The sequence below is a fragment of the Dickeya dadantii NCPPB 898 genome (assembly GCF_000406145.1).
Classification (GTDB): Bacteria; Pseudomonadota; Gammaproteobacteria; order Enterobacterales; family Enterobacteriaceae; genus Dickeya; species Dickeya dadantii.
Genome location: NZ_CM001976.1, coordinates 303,323 through 319,373 on the forward strand (window position 1 = coordinate 303,323; position 16,051 = coordinate 319,373).

Annotated in this window: 19 protein-coding genes; 5 read left to right on the top strand and 14 right to left on the bottom strand. The window is 57.8% G+C overall.

From position 1 onward, the window contains the following. Positions 1–57: 57 nt before the first annotated feature. A complete protein-coding gene (gene aaeR, locus DDA898_RS01855) occupies positions 58–1,002 on the bottom strand; it encodes an HTH-type transcriptional activator AaeR (protein WP_038910027.1) in 945 nt (314 codons plus the stop codon). A 338-nt stretch (positions 1,003–1,340) separates the two neighbouring features. On the opposite strand from aaeR, the gene aaeX reads away from it, so the two are divergent. From aaeX to aaeB, 3 genes are read left to right on the top strand one after another with little or no spacing between them, the layout of a single operon-like run. Beyond that, the gene (gene aaeX, locus DDA898_RS01860; protein WP_013315994.1) at positions 1,341–1,544 is read left to right on the top strand and encodes a p-hydroxybenzoic acid efflux pump operon protein AaeX; all 204 of its coding nucleotides are present in this window, start codon (positions 1,341–1,343) and stop codon (positions 1,542–1,544) included. Between the two features lie 31 nt (positions 1,545–1,575). Continuing rightward, the gene (gene aaeA, locus DDA898_RS01865; RefSeq protein WP_077246066.1) at positions 1,576–2,499 is read left to right on the top strand and encodes a p-hydroxybenzoic acid efflux pump subunit AaeA; all 924 of its coding nucleotides are present in this window, start codon (positions 1,576–1,578) and stop codon (positions 2,497–2,499) included. Between the two features lie 13 nt (positions 2,500–2,512). Beyond that, positions 2,513–4,462, top strand: coding sequence for a p-hydroxybenzoic acid efflux pump subunit AaeB (gene aaeB / locus DDA898_RS01870; protein ID WP_038912389.1), 1,950 nt, complete (start codon positions 2,513–2,515; stop codon positions 4,460–4,462). A gap of 6 nt (positions 4,463–4,468) precedes the next feature. Here the strand turns inward: aaeB and DDA898_RS01875 are convergent, their stop codons facing one another. Further along, positions 4,469–4,969, bottom strand: a complete 501-nt coding sequence (locus tag DDA898_RS01875; RefSeq protein ID WP_038900071.1) for a DUF1543 domain-containing protein — start codon at positions 4,967–4,969, stop codon at positions 4,469–4,471. Between the two features lie 116 nt (positions 4,970–5,085). On the opposite strand from DDA898_RS01875, the gene DDA898_RS01880 reads away from it, so the two are divergent. Continuing rightward, entirely contained in the window at positions 5,086–5,712 is a 627-nt protein-coding gene (locus DDA898_RS01880) for a LysE family translocator (protein ID WP_038910028.1), read from the top strand. 406 nt (positions 5,713–6,118) lie between these two features. Here DDA898_RS01880 and yjgA read toward each other — a convergent pair whose 3' ends face one another. Further along, positions 6,119–6,667: a ribosome biogenesis factor YjgA gene (yjgA, locus tag DDA898_RS01885; RefSeq protein ID WP_013315999.1), complete on the bottom strand. Its 549-nt coding sequence runs from the start codon at positions 6,665–6,667 to the stop codon at positions 6,119–6,121. A 190-nt stretch (positions 6,668–6,857) separates the two neighbouring features. Here yjgA and pmbA point away from each other — a divergent pair, with 190 nt between their 5' ends. Beyond that, a complete protein-coding gene (pmbA, locus tag DDA898_RS01890; RefSeq protein WP_038910029.1) occupies positions 6,858–8,198 on the top strand; it encodes a metalloprotease PmbA in 1,341 nt (446 codons plus the stop codon). 120 nt (positions 8,199–8,318) lie between these two features. On the opposite strand, the gene rnk is transcribed toward pmbA, so the two are convergent. The 11 genes from rnk to kdsD form a co-directional block, all read right to left on the bottom strand. Further along, complete coding sequence (gene rnk / locus DDA898_RS01895) at positions 8,319–8,729, bottom strand: nucleoside diphosphate kinase regulator (protein ID WP_038900074.1); 411 nt, start codon at positions 8,727–8,729, stop codon at positions 8,319–8,321. A gap of 180 nt (positions 8,730–8,909) precedes the next feature. Further along, the gene (gene npr, locus DDA898_RS01900) at positions 8,910–9,182 is read right to left on the bottom strand and encodes a PTS phosphocarrier protein NPr (protein ID WP_013316002.1); all 273 of its coding nucleotides are present in this window, start codon (positions 9,180–9,182) and stop codon (positions 8,910–8,912) included. Further along, the gene (gene rapZ / locus DDA898_RS01905; protein WP_013316003.1) at positions 9,179–10,033 is read right to left on the bottom strand and encodes an RNase adapter RapZ; all 855 of its coding nucleotides are present in this window, start codon (positions 10,031–10,033) and stop codon (positions 9,179–9,181) included. The genes npr and rapZ overlap by 4 nt, the downstream gene beginning before the upstream one ends. Before the next feature lie 149 nt (positions 10,034–10,182). Continuing rightward, complete coding sequence (ptsN, locus tag DDA898_RS01910) at positions 10,183–10,671, bottom strand: PTS IIA-like nitrogen regulatory protein PtsN (protein ID WP_013316004.1); 489 nt, start codon at positions 10,669–10,671, stop codon at positions 10,183–10,185. A gap of 93 nt (positions 10,672–10,764) precedes the next feature. Beyond that, positions 10,765–11,052 (bottom strand): ribosome hibernation promoting factor, encoded by a 288-nt coding sequence (gene hpf / locus DDA898_RS01915; RefSeq protein ID WP_013316005.1) that lies wholly within the window; start codon positions 11,050–11,052, stop codon positions 10,765–10,767. Between the two features lie 24 nt (positions 11,053–11,076). After that, complete coding sequence (rpoN, locus tag DDA898_RS01920; protein ID WP_038910030.1) at positions 11,077–12,510, bottom strand: RNA polymerase factor sigma-54; 1,434 nt, start codon at positions 12,508–12,510, stop codon at positions 11,077–11,079. A 47-nt stretch (positions 12,511–12,557) separates the two neighbouring features. After that, positions 12,558–13,283 (bottom strand): LPS export ABC transporter ATP-binding protein, encoded by a 726-nt coding sequence (gene lptB / locus DDA898_RS01925; protein ID WP_013316007.1) that lies wholly within the window; start codon positions 13,281–13,283, stop codon positions 12,558–12,560. A 15-nt stretch (positions 13,284–13,298) separates the two neighbouring features. Continuing rightward, positions 13,299–13,877 carry a lipopolysaccharide ABC transporter substrate-binding protein LptA gene (lptA, locus tag DDA898_RS01930; RefSeq protein WP_013316008.1) on the bottom strand — a complete coding sequence of 193 codons (579 nt, stop codon included), beginning with the start codon at positions 13,875–13,877 and terminating at the stop codon, positions 13,299–13,301. Then, the gene (gene lptC, locus DDA898_RS01935) at positions 13,855–14,424 is read right to left on the bottom strand and encodes an LPS export ABC transporter periplasmic protein LptC (RefSeq protein WP_013316009.1); all 570 of its coding nucleotides are present in this window, start codon (positions 14,422–14,424) and stop codon (positions 13,855–13,857) included. The genes lptA and lptC overlap by 23 nt, the downstream gene beginning before the upstream one ends. Further along, positions 14,421–14,987: a 3-deoxy-manno-octulosonate-8-phosphatase KdsC gene (gene kdsC / locus DDA898_RS01940; RefSeq protein ID WP_013316010.1), complete on the bottom strand. Its 567-nt coding sequence runs from the start codon at positions 14,985–14,987 to the stop codon at positions 14,421–14,423. The genes lptC and kdsC overlap by 4 nt, the downstream gene beginning before the upstream one ends. A 49-nt stretch (positions 14,988–15,036) precedes the next feature. Then, positions 15,037–16,023 carry an arabinose-5-phosphate isomerase KdsD gene (gene kdsD, locus DDA898_RS01945; RefSeq protein ID WP_038900075.1) on the bottom strand — a complete coding sequence of 329 codons (987 nt, stop codon included), beginning with the start codon at positions 16,021–16,023 and terminating at the stop codon, positions 15,037–15,039. Positions 16,024–16,051 lie beyond the last annotated feature (28 nt).

Sequence of the window (16,051 nt, forward strand, 5' to 3'; positions counted from 1 at the left end):
TGTTGTGTTATTCGTTGTCGCGTTAATCGTTCAATCAGGCCGCCTGCGCGGCCTGATTTATTTCTGCTGCGGCTCGGCCTGCGAATGTTCCTGCCGGTATCCCTGATAAATCAGCGCCACCTTGTTGAAATACTCGGTCAGGTAGTTGATGCACACCTGTACTTTCAGCGGCAGGTTGTCGCGGCGGGTGTAGAGCGCGTACACCGGGCGCGGGTCCGAATGATAACGCGGGAATAGGATCTCTATTTCGCCGCGTTTGATCTCTTCAAATACCCACATTAGCGGCACATAGGCGATGCCGGCGCCGTTTTTCAGCCAGCGAATCAGCGTGACCGGGTCGTTGGTGACGAAGCGCCCTTGCGGCGTTAGCCGGGTGGTGATGCCTTCCGGCGCTATCAGCTCAAATTCGCTGTCCGGGCGGACGCTGTATTCCAGCCAGGACACGTTACTCACGTCAGCGGGTTTTTCCGGCGAGCCGTGCTGCGTCAGGTAGCTTCTGGCGGCGCAGACCACCATCGGCATGGAGCCGAGACGGGTGCTGTACAGGCTGGAGTCCTGTAGCGCGCCGACCCGGATGACGATGTCCAGCCCGTCGGCGATCAGGTCCGGTGCCGGAATGCCGCACACCAGATTGACCGACAGCCCTGGGTATTCTTTCAGCATGTCGGTGGTCATATTCGCCAGCACGTTTTGCGCCATGGTAGAGGAACTGCCGATGCGCAGCGTACCGATCGGGGTGTTGTTGAACGCATATAACTGCTCATGCACTTCCTGCGCTTCGTGCAACATGCGGCGGCAGCCGTGGTAGTAAATCCTGCCGGCTTCCGTCAGCCCGATGCTACGGGTGCTGCGGTTGAGCAATTTCACCTGCAATTCATCTTCCAGCCGGGTAACCGTCTGGCTGACGGCGGATACGCTCATCTGCAACTGACGGGCGGCGGCGGTGAACGAGCCGAATTCCACCACTCTGGCGAAGACCGACATGCTCTTTAATCGTTCCATTGTTAATCCTGGCTTAAAAGTGATTTAGATCACACTACGTAGATAACACAATAATAACGTTTCATAATATAGCCTGTCTGACTACAACTCGCAGGCCTGATTACCCATCCTGTCTGCCGTGGTCGTTCCGAAGGGTTTAAAAACGCTGATTTAACGCCGCAAGCGATATCTATTAAATCAGAGCCCGCCATCGTGATTATTCAGTTAAAGCTGTGTCTTTTACCCGCCGGCGGCGATGCCGACGGGAATGGGTGTTTACCTCATCTTCCCCGTCTCCGACACACAAGGTTGCTGATGCGAGCGACGGGCGGCGTGATGGTGAAAATAAGGAAAAGAGGATGAATTCACTCCCGGTCATGGTGCTGTTCGGCCTGTCGTTCCCGCCGGTGTTTTTTGTGCTGCTGATAACGCTGGCGCTGTTTTTTATCTGTATCCGACTGCTGCATCCCACGGGCATTTACGATCGGGTCTGGCACCCGGCTCTGTTTAATACCGCGTTGTTTGTCTGCCTGTTCTATCTGCTGTTTCGTTTCGGTCTTTGAGGTTGTTGTGAAAGCATCTGTTGTGAAAGTGATGATCAAAAAATTCAGCCGCATGGCGATCACGCTATTGCTGGTGTTGCTGGCTGCGGTAGCGCTGGTGCGCGTATGGTCGTTTTACACCGAATCTCCCTGGACCCGCGACGCCCGTTTCAGCGCCGATGTGGTGGCGATCGCCCCTGATGTCAGCGGCCTGCTGACCGATGTGAACGTGCAGGATAACCAGCCGGTGAAGCAGGGCGATGTGCTGTTCGTGATTGACCAGCCACGTTATCAGCAGGCACTGGAACAGGCGCAGGCGGACGTGGCCTACTATCAGGCGCTGGCTGATGAGAAAAAGCGGGAATCGGCGCGCCGTCAGCGTCTCGGCGTGCAGGCGATGTCGCGGGAAGAGATTGAACAGTCCGGCAATGCGCTGCAAACCACGCTGCATCAACTGGCGAAGGCGCAGGCGGAGCTGGAACTGGCGAAGCTTGATCTGGTGCGTACGGTGGTGCGTGCCCCGGCCGATGGCTGGATAACCAACCTGCATGTGCATGCCGGCGAATACATTACCCGCGGCGCCACTGCGGTAGCGCTGGTGAAAAAGGATTCGTTCTACCTGCTGGCCTATATGGAAGAAACCAAACTGGCGGGCGTGCGTCCCGGCTATCGGGTGGAAATCACCCCGCTGGGCAGCAACCAGATTCTGTTCGGCGCGGTAGATAGCATCGCCGCCGGGGTAACCAACAGCAGTAGCTCCGCCGATACCAAAGGGCTGGCGACGGTGGATTCCAATCTGGAGTGGGTGCGGCTGGCGCAACGGGTGCCGGTAAAAATTCGCCTCGAACAGCAATGGGGCGACCTGTATCCGGCCGGGACCACCGCCACGGTAGTGGTGACCGGTGAGCATACCCGCAACACCAAGCCGATGTCGCCGTTACTGCAACTGTTGCATCGCCTGCGCGAGTTCGGTTAAGCGAGCGTCTATGATGAACAGTCCCGCGTTTTTGCGCCTGCGGTTTGCCTTCAAACTCAGTACGGCTATCGTGCTGTCGCTGGTGCTGGGGTTTCATCTGCAACTGGAAACCCCGCGCTGGGCGACGCTGACCGCCGCGATTGTGGCGGCCGGCCCGGCTTTCGCCGCCGGCGGCGACCCGTTTTCCGGCGCGATTCGTCACCGTGGCATGCTCAGGGTGATCGGCACCTTTATCGGTTGTATCGGCGCGCTAGTTATCATCATCGCCACGGTGCGCGCGCCGGTGGTGATGCTGATGCTGTGCTGCCTGTGGGCGGGCGTCTGCGTCTGGATATCGTCGCTGGTAAAAGTGGAAAACGCCTATGTGTTCGCGCTGGCGGGCTACACGGCGCTGATCATCATTGTGACCAGCCAGAGCGCGCCACTGCGCATTCCGCAATTTGCCGTCGAGCGTTGCAGTGAAATCGTGCTGGGAATCGTCTGCGCCATTCTGGCCGACCTGCTGTTTTCGCCACGTTCTATAAAACAGGATATCGATCGGGCGGTGAATGAGTTGTTGGTGGGGCAATATCAGTTGCTGCAACGCTGCGTGAATGGCATGACGAAAGAGGAGCTGGACGCCGCGTGGAACGGGCTGGTGCGTAAAACGCACGCCATCAACGGCATGCGCAGCGTATTGATGATGGAGTCATCCCGCTGGCAGGGCGCCAACCGCCGGATAAAAACGCTGTTGACCCAATCCTGGATCATGATCACCCAGGCGTGCGAAACCCGGCTGACACTGCAGGATCATCCCGATGCCGTCAAAGGCGCGATTGCTATGATGCTGGAACAATCGGCGGATACCCCGGCGGAAATGCAGCGGCGTTTGCGACAGCTGCGTCATCTGGCGGCCGCGCACAGCCGCAGCCTGCCGCCGACGCTGGTGAGCTGGCTGGCGGCGGCGGCCCGCTATCAACTGCTGGCGAAAGGTGTGAGAACCAACGTGCGCATCAGCCAGAGCGAAGCGGCGTTACTGGATGCCGACGTGCCGGTGAAAGCCAGCTCGGCGGAAACCCATCACGCCATGATCAACGGCGTGCGTACCGGTGTCGCCACCGCGCTGGGGTGTCTGTTCTGGCTGCTTACCGGTTGGACATCCGGTAGTGTCTGCATGGTGATGATTGCGGTGGTGACCTCGCTGGCGATGCGGCTGCCCAATCCGCTGATGGCGGCGAAGGACTTTTTGGTCGGCACATTGGTGGCGCTGCCATTAGGCGCCGTGCTGTTCATGATGGTGCTGCCATCCACCCAGCAAAGCCTGCTGTTGTTGTGCCTGAGTCTCGGCGGCGTAGCGTTTGTGATCGGCATTGAGGTGCAGAAACGGCGGTTGGGGTCGCTGGGCGCGCTGGCCAGCACCATCAACATTCTGGTGTTGGATAACCCGATGACCTTCAACCTGGCACAGTTTCTCGATAACGCCATCGGGCAGATTATCGGTTGTTTTCTGGCGCTGATCGTCATTCTGCTGATTCGGGACAATACCCGCGACCGCACCGGGCGCACGCTACTTAACCGGTTTGTGTTCGGCGCGGTGTCGGCGTTGTCGACCCGTCCGGCCCGGCGGCGGGAGAATCACCTGCCCGCGTTGTATCAGCACCTGTTTTTGCTGCTGAACCTGTTTCCGGGGGAAATCGGTAAATACCGGCTGGCGCTGTCGCTGATCATGATGCATCAGCGCCTGCGGACGCTGGAATTGCCGGTCAGCCCCAGCCTGTCCGCTTTTCACCGCCAGATGCGGGCGACGGCAGAACAGGTGATTGACGCTACCCGCGACCGCAGTCACCATTTTTCCCGGTTGCTGGCGCAGATGGACGAGTATCAGCACCTACTGCGCGACCATCAGGTATCGGATGACGCGATTGATGCGGTTGGCCGCCTGACCGCGCTGTTGCATCGTCACAAACATGCGCTCGGCGACTGAGCCTGATTACAGCGGGTGATAGCCCTGCCACTGCGGCGGCGATACCCGCCCGGTTGGGTTAGCGGTCAGGTGGATGTGCCAGCGGTCCAGCAGGGTGAGCGGCAGGCAGTCGTCCACGTCGCGCAGATCGTCCTTGTGCTGCTGAAACACCTCGGTCAGCAGCACCGCTTTGGCGCGCTGTTTGGCTTGCTCCGCATCCGTCGCCACGAATAGCCCGAATTGATGTACCTCTGCCGGGTCGTGCGGCAAGTATCCGCCCATATTGATAAACCAGAGTTTTTCCCGTCCCTGAAACGGTTGGCGGCTGAGCGTGATATCATAGCCGTCCGCCCAATGGCAGGGGGTGTAGCTATCGACGTGGACCTGGCTTTTATCACCGAACCAGTTGGCCTTCAGCAGAGGAAATCCGTCTTGCGGGTGCTCCACCGCCGCGAACTGAACATCATGCAGTTCGATGTTGGCGCCCTGGGCGCGTCCGCCCACGTAATACATAAATAGCGTTGTCATGCGGGATCGATCCTCTCTGGTTGTGGCCTGCAATTTCGCTGTGTGGTTGATTACATAACGAAAACGTTTACCTTAACCGCTTGTAAGACAAATTGATATCAATGGAAGACGGAATAATGACACTGCATCTTTGGCTGGTTTACGTCGGCGTGATCACGGCGCTGATCGCCGTACCGGGGCCGTCGGCTCTGCTGAGTATGACGCACGGCCTGCGTTACGGACAACGACGCGCGCTGGCGACCGTGCTGGGCGGCGCGACCGGTTCGCTGGTGTTGATGACGGCGTCCGCGCTGGGGCTGGGCGCGATTCTGGCGGCGTCGGCCACCGCGTTTCTGGCGTTAAAGGTGGTCGGTGCGGCTTACCTGATTTGGCTCGGTATTTCCGCCTGGCGGACGCGGGAAAGCACCCTGACGCCGTCGGTTGAGGTGGAGGCGATCGCGCCGGGGTTGCCGAAGCTGTATCACCGCGGTTTTATGGTGGGGGTCAGCAATCCTAAAGATATCCTGTTCTTTGCCGCCTTGTTCCCCAATTTTATCGATACCAGCGCCCCGCAAGCGATGCAATTCGCACTGCTGGCGCTCACCTGGGTGGTGCTGGATTGCAGCATCATGTTCAGCTACGCCTGCATGGGGAATCGCGTTTCTGCGCTGTTTGCTCACCCTCGCCGCCTGCGGTTGTTCAACCGCGCCACCGGCACGCTGTTCATTTTCGCCGGCTCCGCACTGGTGGCATCAACCAAATAAAAACCGTTACACAAGGTGCCAGTGAGTGAGGCTGTTGACAAACAGCTGGGTTGTTTTATGAATGGTGATGTCTGTCAGATGAGTGAGTGATTTCGTGCGGGATAAACGGTGTAATTTCTTTGCAATTTCATCGCACGCACGACAAGAAGAGGCTCAAACGCCGCCTCTCCTTGACCACTGGCTAGGGGCTAAACTGTGCCGCTAACGCGGTTCCTTCGGCGTTCGACTTCGCTGTTCGGGCCGCCCATGACGTGCTCCAAACACGGCACGGGCTTTCACCGCATCCATGCGGCTCACCCGGCGAAGTCGCTCGCCTCAGCACAGTTTTTGACGCCGGAAAAACCCTTCATCTCGCACTGATCGCGTCTGTCAGCAATCTGAGGCACTGTAAGGTGCTTGCCTGGTATTATTCGGCTTCCGCCAGTTCACGCAAATACTGGAAAATCAGCCGGGCTGATTTGGGTGGCTTGTTGGCGGCTTTTTCTTTCTGGGCGTTACGTACCAGTGAGCGCAGTTGCTGGCGGTCGGCCTGCGGGTAAAGCGCAAGGATGTCCGGAACGGCACCGTCGCCTTCGGCGATCAGCCGGTCGCGCAACTGCTCCAGTTTGTGGAACAGCGATACCTGCTGGTTGTGGCGGTTGCGCAGCTTGTCCAGCGCGGTCTGGATGGGCTCCGGGTCGCGGGCACGAAGCATCTTGCCAATCAGCTGCAACTGCCGGCGGCGGCCTTCCTTAGTGATGCGCTGCGCCAGTTCAATCGCGGCGCGCAGGTCTTCATCCAGCGGGATGCGCTCCAGCGCGTTCTTACCCAGCTCAACCAGCTCGGTACCCAGTGCCTTCAGGGCTTCAGCATCGCGTTTGATCTCGCTTTTGCTGACCCAGATTATCTCTTCGTCGTCATCGTCCTGGCTGGCGTCCGGGACGTCATCCTGCCAGTCTTCGGGATGTTTGTTCATCGTGGCTCCCCAATAAAAGAGGCTGATCCTATCAGGTTATGGGCTTTGTGCGAAATTGTCCGCTGATCCTGTTAGACTCAATTACAGGCTACCTCATTTTACGTCTGAGGTAAGGTGACGAATAGCAGGCGGACAGCATTCGTTGCATCATGGATTATCTGAATGTTTTCTTACTCATTATGGCAAATCGATGACAATAATCACTCAGGTTGCAGAACAGCGTAAAGTGCTGGAACAGGCGGTATCGCAGGCGCTGGAACTGGCCCGTGCCGGTTCTGATGCGGCGGAAGTTGCCGTCACGAAAACAACGGGGATCAGCGTCAGCTCCCGGTATGGTGAAGTTGAAAACGTCGAATTCAACAGTGACGGTGCGCTTGGCATCACCGTCTACTATCAGCAGCGCAAGGGCAGCGCGTCGTCCACCGATATGAGCCCGGACGCGATTGCACGCACGGTGCAGGCGGCGCTGGATATTGCCCGTTACACCTCGGTTGACCCATGCTCTGGCCCGGCGGACAAGGATCTGCTGGCGTTTGAGGCGCCGGATCTGGATCTGTTCCACCCGGCGGAGCTGGACGCCGATCGCGGTATCGAGCTGGCCGCCGCCGCCGAACAGGCGGCGCTGAAGGCCGACAAACGCATCACCAACACCGAAGGCGGCAGTTTTAACAGCCACTATGGCATCAAGGTGTTCGGCAACAGCCACGGCATGCTGCAAAGCTACTGCTCCAGCCGCCATTCCATGTCGGTCAGCGTGATTGCCGAGCACAACGGCGATATGGAGCGCGATTACGCCTACACCATCGGACGTGCGCTGGGCGATCTGGACTCGCCGGCGTGGGTCGGTGAAGAGTGCGCCCGCCGTACGCTGGCGCGCCTGTCGCCACGTAAACTGGCTACCATGGAGGCGCCGGTGATGTTCTCAGCCGAGGTGGCGACCGGGTTGTTCGGTCATCTGGTCGGCGCCATCAGCGGCGGCAGCGTCTATCGTAAATCCACCTTCCTGCTGGATAGTCTCGGCAAACAGATTCTGCCGGAATGGCTGACCATTCAGGAACTGCCGCATTTGCGTAAAGGGCTGGCGTCGACTCCGTTCGACAGCGAAGGCGTTCGCACCGAACAGCGCGATATCGTCAAAGAGGGCGTGCTGCAAACCTGGCTGCTGACCACCTATGCCGGTCGTAAGCTGGGCATGAAGAGCACCGGTCATGCCGGCGGGATTCATAACTGGCGTATTGCCGGGCGCGGGCTGGATTTTGACGGCATGCTGAAGGAAATGGGCACCGGCTTGCTGGTCACCAGCCTGATGGGGCAGGGCGTCAGTGCGGTAACCGGGGATTATTCCCGCGGCGCCGCCGGATTCTGGGTGGAGAACGGCGAAATTCAGTATCCGGTGAGCGAAATCACCATCGCCGGCAACCTGAAAGATATGCTGCGTAACATGGTGACCATCGGTGATGATATCGAGACGCGCAGCAATATCCAGTGCGGTTCGGTGTTGCTGCCGTCGATGAAGATCGCCGGGGTATAAGGTTCCTTTTCACCGATATTAACTGCTGCACCGGCATTGGCTGTTGCACAGACATTGACTGCTGCACAGACATTGACTGCCCGGATATTCAGGGCAGTCGTTTGGCGCATTTCGGCGTTATCAGCGGTGGTATTCACCCGCCGCTTCCGGCTGGTAGAGCAGTTCCATCACTTCAATCCGCGTTTCTTCGCCATTCGGCAACGGCCAGGCAATGCTGTTGCCGACATGCATGCCGAGCAGCGCGGCTCCCAGCGGCGCCATGACCGAAATCTGTTCCCGGCTGTCTTTCAGGCTGGCCGGATAGACCAGCGTGCGGATATGTTCTTCCGTCGTGAGCAGGTCGCGGAACCGAACCCGGCTATTCATGGTGACCACATCTCCTGGGATCTCGACCGGCTGGACGATATCCGCCCGATCCAGTTCTTCGCTCAGGGCCTGCGCCACCTCGGTATCGGCAAAAGCGGGCTGCTCCAGCAGCGCATCCAGGCGTTCGGCATCCAGCTCGCTAATCGTCAGGTGCGGTTTATCCATATGTTTCTCCAGTTTTTGCAATAACTGATAACAACGCCCCCGCCACGAAGGGCAGGGGCATAAGTTAATCCGATGGTAGCAGGGATGCCAGGAACTTACCGCATAAAAACGTACCGCATAAAAAGGAAGAGATCGGGATCACGAATGGCGACTTGCGCCAGCGGGAGGAAATGCGACAGATTAATCCTCGTCAAACCCGGCTTCAAATAGCTGAATAACCGCCGCCAGCGCCTGTTCTTCATCCGACCCGGTAACTTCCACTTCGATATGGCGCCCTTTGGCCGAATCCAGCATCAGCATGGCGATGACGCTGCTGGCGTCGGCTTCGGTGCCGCTTTCATTGCGTAGCAACACCGCGGAGTCAAAGCTTTGTACCAGCTCGAACAGCTTCATGGCCGGGCGGGCGTGCATCCCTAAGCGGTTTTTCACTTCAACGGTTTGCCTGACGGTCATGATTTGCGTTTTTCCAGCGTACGGTGGCGTGACTGTACGTTTTTGCCACGGGAACGAAAGTAATCCGCCAGTTGCTCGGCGATGTAGACGGAACGGTGCTTACCGCCGGTACAGCCGATGGCGACGGTAAGATAGCTGCGGTTGTTGGTTTCCAGCATTGGCAGCCACAGTTCCAGGTAGCTGCGGGTCTGATAGATGAAGTTGTGGACTTCGGTGTGCCGGTCAAGAAACGCGGCCACCGGTTTATCCAGACCCGTCATCGGACGCAGTTTCGGGTCCCAGTGGGGGTTAGGCAGGAAACGCACGTCAAACACGTAGTCCGCGTCAATCGGGATGCCGTGCTTGTAGCCGAATGACTCGAAGACCATGGTCAGCTCGCGCTCGCGTTTGCCCAGTAAGCGGGTGCGCAACATTTCTGCTAATTCATGCACCGACATTTCCGAGGTATCGATGATCAGATCGGCGCGCGAGCGCAGCGGCTCCAGCAAATCGTTTTCTTCATCGATAGCGCTTTCCAGCGACAGGTTTTTGCTGGAGAGCGGGTGCAGGCGACGGGTGTCGCTGTAACGCCGAATCAGCGTATTGCGATCGGCGTCCAGAAACAGCAGTTGGGGAGAAAAACTCTGGGGCAGGCGGGTCAGGGCATGTTCCAGCACTTCCGGCGTTTCCGGCAGGTTGCGCACGTCAATGCTGACCGCCGCGGAGATATTTCGTTCCGCCAGCGTGTGCGCCAGCTCGGGCAACAGCACCACCGGCAGGTTATCTACACAATAGAAACCCATGTCTTCCAGCGCGCGCAGGGCTACGGATTTCCCCGAACCTGAACGACCACTGACAATCATCAGCACCATCTGACGACTCCCCCCTGGCAGCGGGATGGTGAATGTCCACCGCCACAGTTAGCTAACTTCGTTTTCCCGGCAGGGCCGGCATCCTGTCAGGCTCGCGCCTGCTGTTACGCGTGTTGTGGAAAGCAGCCGAAACCGGCGCCCGCCAGCCGTCAGGGCTGGTCGGACAGATCCGCTTCCGTCATGATCTGATACAGCTCGTCATCGCTTTGAGCGGCGCGCAGCCGCTTACACACGGTTTTATCCGCCAGCCGTTTGGCGACGAGCGACAAAGTATGTAAGTGGGTTTTACATTGTTCAGTGGGAACCAGCAAGGCAAAAAGCAGATCGACCGGCTGGTTGTCGATGGCGTCAAAGGCGATCGGCTGTTCCAACTGGATAAAGACGCCGACCGCGCCCAGCGTATTCTCGTCTTCCAGCTTGCCGTGCGGAATGGCGATGCCATTGCCGATGCCGGTGCTGCCCATGCGTTCCCGGGTCAGAATCGCTTCAAACACCATCTGCGGCGGCAGGTTGAGCTGTCTGGCGGCCAGTTCACTGATGATTTCCAGTGCGCGCTTTTTGCTCTGACAGTGGACGGCGCTACGCGTGCACTCCTTACGGAGAACAGCGCTAAGTTGCATAACGGGCTCGTTGTTCATGATACGTTCACTTAACGACACTGTTGCCTTAGGTTACCGGCCCGCCATCACACAGTGGGCCGGTTGCTGTCCCTGCACCTGAAACGGCAAAAATCAGTGCTGTTTCAGTTTATCCTTATGTTTGTTTAACTGTCTTGCCAGCTTGTCGATCAAGAGATCGATGGCGGCATACATATCATCCGCTTCCGATGTGGCATGCAGCTCACCTCCGTTGACGTGGATGGTGGCATCCGCAATGTGCAGGATCTTTTCCACTTTCAGTACCACGTACACCTGATTGATACGATCAAAGTATTGCTCAAGTTTGGCGAATTTTAAGTTTACGAATTCACGCAGAGCATCGGTAATTTCGACGTGGTGTCCGGTAATGTTAAGCTGCATATCGTCTTCCTTCTCATGTAGGGGTCAAACCAGCTGTTTGCGTTGGTTTGACGGCGGGATAGATAAAGACTCTCGATACTTGGCGACAGTGCGGCGGGCCACAATGATTCCCTGTTCGGAAAGCAGTGAGGTCAGCTTGCTGTCGCTCAGCGGTTTAGCGGGGTTTTCCGCTGCAATGAGTTTCCTGACCAGCGCGCGGATAGCGGTGGATGATGCCTCGCCGCCGTTGTCGGTGTTGACGTGGCTGGAAAAGAAATACTTCAGCTCAAAAATACCGCGCGGACTGTGCAGAAATTTCTGGGTCGTTACGCGGGAAATGGTGGACTCGTGCATGTCCACGGCCTGGGCGATATCCGCCAGCACCATGGGTTTCATGAATTCTTCGCCGTGTTCGAAGAACGCCTGCTGTTGTTCCACAATGCAGCGGGTCACCTTCAGCAGAGTATCGTTACGGCTTTCCAGACTCTTGATGAGCCAGCGGGCTTCCTGCAAATGGCTGCGAATAAACTGGCCATCGCTGTCGTTGCGCGCGCTGCTGCCGAGTGCGGCGTACTGTTGGTTGATCTGCAAACGCGGCACGCTGTCGGTATTAAGCTCCACCGCCCAGTGGCCCTGAATTTTGCGCACCAGCACATCCGGAATGACATACTCGGATTCGCCGGTGTTGATCGACTGCCCCGGGCGCGGATCCAGCGACTGGATCAACGCCAGCGCTTCTTTCAGCACTTCTTCCTTAAGACGGCTGGTGCGGATCAGGGTACGGAAGTCATGGTTGGCGAGCAGGTCGAGGTATTCGCTGACGATGAGTCTGGCCTCGGCCAGACGGGGAATGCCATTGTCGAACTGCGATAGCTGCACCAGCAGGCATTCGCGCAGATCGCGGGCGGCCACGCCGACAGGGTCGAAGCGTTGTACGCGCTTGAGCACCGCTTCCACTTCTTCAAGCGTCACATCGTCGTTACCGATGCTGTCGCGGATATCGTCCAGCGACACGGTCAGGTAGCCGGTGTTGTCCACCGCGTCCACGATAGACGTGGCGATGGCGGAATCCGTGTCGGAAAACGGCGTCAGTTCCACCTGCCACATCAGGTAATCCTGCAGCGTCTGGGTGGTTTCGCCCTGATAGACCGGCAGCTCTTCGTCACGGTAGTCAGTGCTGGTGCCGGACGGCGTGCCGGCGGTGTAGATTTCATCCCAGGCGGCGTCGAGCGGCAGCTCGTCGGGCATATCCTTCTGCTCCAGCGCCTCGCGGGTATCCAGCGTTTCGCTGTCGCTGCTTTCCTGGGTTTCCACTTCGTCATGAATATCGGCCTGCTCCAGCAACGGGTTGCCTTCCAGCGCCAGTTGGATTTCCTGCTGGAGTTCAAGCGTGGACAACTGCAGCAGGCGGATGGCCTGCTGTAACTGCGGTGTCATAGCCAGTTGCTGGCTGAGCCTGAGTTGCAAACCTTGCTTCATAACGTGCGCTAACTTCCTTTTTGAATGATCAACCTAAAATGACGTTATCAGAGTCGGAAGCCTTCGCCCAGATAGACTCGTTTTACCTGCTCATTCGCCAGTATATCCATCGGTGAGCCGTGGGCAATAAGCTGGCCCTGACTAACGATATAAGCACGTTCACAGACATCGAGCGTTTCGCGAACGTTATGGTCGGTAATCAACACGCCTAATCCGCTATCGCGCAGATGCTCAATGATTTTCTTGATGTCGATGACCGAAATCGGGTCTACCCCTGCAAAGGGTTCGTCCAGCAGGATGAATTTGGGGTTGGCGGCCAGCGCCCGGGCGATTTCCACCCGGCGGCGTTCACCACCGGACAGCGATTGTCCCAAACTATCGCGCAGGTGAACAATATGAAACTCTTCCATTAGTTCGTGGGCGCGATCCTGCTGCTGTTCACGGGTCAGATCTTTTCTGATTTCCAGCACCGCCATCAGGTTGTCGTAGACGCTCAGACGCCGAAAAATCGAGGCTTCCTGCGGCAGGTAACCGATGCCGCGGCGGGCGCGATCGTGCAGCGGCAGCAGGCTGATGTCTTCATCGTCGATCACGATGCGGCCTTCGTCGCGCGGGACGATACCGACAACCATGTAGAAGGTGGTGGTTTTGCCGGCCCCGTTGGGCCCAAGCAGCCCGACGATTTCGCCCGAATTCACATTCAGGCTGACGTTCTCCACCACTTTGCGGCCTTTATACGCCTTGGCCAGATTTTCGGCGATTAGTGTTGCCATGGGTTAGCGCGTTACTCACTGTTGTTTGGTGGGCTTGCCGGTGTTGCCGCTGGGCTTGGCGCCGTTCTGGGTGCCTTTGTCCTGCAACTGCGTCGGGACCAGCACGGTGGTGACTCGCTTGCCTTTGTCGCTGAACGCTTCCATCTGCTGCTGCTGCACCAGATAAGTGATGCGGTCGCCTTTGACGTTGCTGTCCAGCTGTTCCAGATAGGCGTCGCCGGTCAGAATAACCAGCTGTTTGTCCATTTCGTAACGCATCTTCTGAGAATGGCCTTTGACCGGCTTGCCGTTGTCCTGCATCTGATAGAAGGTAGCCGGGTTGCCGTAACCCTCGATCACTTCATGGCCCTGTTGGCCGTTAGGACGGGTGACCACCACCTTGTCGGCCTGCGCTTTTATTGAGCCCTGCGTGACGATAACGTTGCCGGTGAACGTCACCACATTGCCCTGCATGTCCAGCGCCTGCTGATCGGAGGTGATGTGGATGGGTTGATCGGTGTCGCCGGTCAGCGCCAGTGCCGGAACACTGACGGCAAAAAGCGAGCTGGCGATCAGTATGCTGTGTAAAACATTAATTTTTTGGTTGGATTTCATAATAGGATTTTACCTTATCGATCAGCTCAGCGGTTTTGCTGCGCAGATTTCCGCGCATTTTCAGTCCGTTAGAAGTAAAGTTGACACCGTACAGGGTGACTTCGTCATCCGACGTCACGTCCTGCGTAACCAGATTTATCTGCGCATTATCCGTTTTAATTCGCTCCAACTGTGAGTCGTTGGTCAGGCTGTTGACCTCGACATGACCGTACAGATACAGCATGCGATCTTTCGTCAGTTTGGCGCGGTCGGCCCGTACCGACCAGGTGGCGACGGTTTGTTCATTAAACATGGTCGCCACCGGCTGGGTAAACCAGCTTACCTGGTCGGCGTTGTAGTGCTCCGCTTTTTCGGCCACCAGCTTGTAACTCAGCTTTCCGGTCGGGTCATACACCACGGTAATGTTTTGCTGCATGGTATAGGCCGGATCATTATTCTGCACTTCCGTCGGCCCATTTCCCGCACGCTGGTTTGTCAGATTTAACCCGATCAGCACCAACGCAATCAATGCCAGCAACAGCGTTAGCCAGCGTTTTGTTTTACTCATATCGACAGCCCTTTGGCGAAGTCCAGTTTACCCTGCGCCAGCAGAATAAGATCGCAAATCTCTCTGACCGCGCCGCGGCCGCCGGCAATACGCGTCACATAGTGCGCGTTGGGCAGCAGCAACGGATGGGCGTCGGCCACCGCGACGCTCAACCCTGTCTCGGCCATCACCGGCCAGTCGATCAGATCATCGCCGATGTAGGCGACCTGGCTGGCGGTGAGCGACAGTGTATCCAACAGCTCGCGGAAGGCCAAAAGCTTATCCGACTGTCCCTGATATAAATGGCGGATACCCAGCGTCTGGCAGCGGTCGACAAGCAGCTGCGACGAACGGCCGGTGATAATCGCCACGTCGACGTCGGACGTCAGCAGGCAGCGAATGCCGTAGCCGTCGCGAACGTTGAAGGCTTTCAGTTCTTCGCCCTGATTGCCCATGTAGATCAGGCCGTCGGAAAGTACGCCATCGACATCGCAGATTAACAGCCGTATATCACGGGCGCGTTGCATGACCTGGGTATCGACAGGCCCGTAGCAGGTATCGGTTTGCGGCCGGATTTCACTCATTCACACATATCCTTGGTTTTTCATTCTGCGTTGTACTCACGCCGCCGATTCATACCACGCCGGCGCGCAGCATATCGTGCATGTGGACGATCCCCCGCAGGCGGTCGTCCTCCGCCACCAGCAGTGAGGTGATATGGCGGGATTGCATCAGATTCAGGGCGTCCACCGCCAGCGTTTGCGGCGTAACCCGGATACCGCCGCGCGTCATCACATCGGCGATGCCGGCGCTGTTAAGATCGATATTCATGTCGAACACCCGGCGTAAGTCACCATCGGTAAAGATGCCTTCGATACGATCGTCCGGGCCGCAAATCACCGTCATCCCCAGATTCTTGCGGGTAATCTCCAGCAACGCGTCACGCAGCGACGCATCGCGGCCGACGCGGGGGATCTCGTCGCCAGTGTGCATGATATCGTTGATCCGCAACAAAAGTTTGCGGCCAAGTGCGCCGCCGGGGTGCGACAACGCGAAATCTTCGGCGGTAAAGCCGCGCGCCTGCAACAGCGCGACGGCCAGCGCATCGCCCATCACCAGCGTAGCGGTGGTGCTGGAGGTCGGCGCCAGACCCAGCGGGCAGGCTTCCTGCGATACATGGACGCAAAGATGGATGTCCGCCGCTTTGGCCATCGTGCTTTCCGGATTGCCGGTCATGCAGATCAGGCACACCTGCAGGCGCTTCAACACCGGGATGAGCGCCAGAATTTCATGGGACTCGCCGGAGTTGGAAATGGCGATCACGATATCCTGCGCGGTAATCATGCCTAAATCGCCGTGGCTGGCTTCGCCGGGGTGGACAAAAAAGGCGGGCGTGCCGGTGCTGGCAAAGGTGGCCGCCATCTTGCAGCCGATATGCCCCGACTTGCCCATACCCATCACCACTATCTTGCCGTGGCAGTAAAACATTTTCTCGCAGGCGCGCGAAAAATTGTCGTCAATGTATTGATCCAACTGCGCAAGGCTGTCGCGTTCGATGGACAGTACCTGCCGGCCGGCGGTCTGGAAATCGAAACCAGGTTGTAGCTCGAAATGTGACATGTAAAACATCCTGCGTTGCCAATGCTCT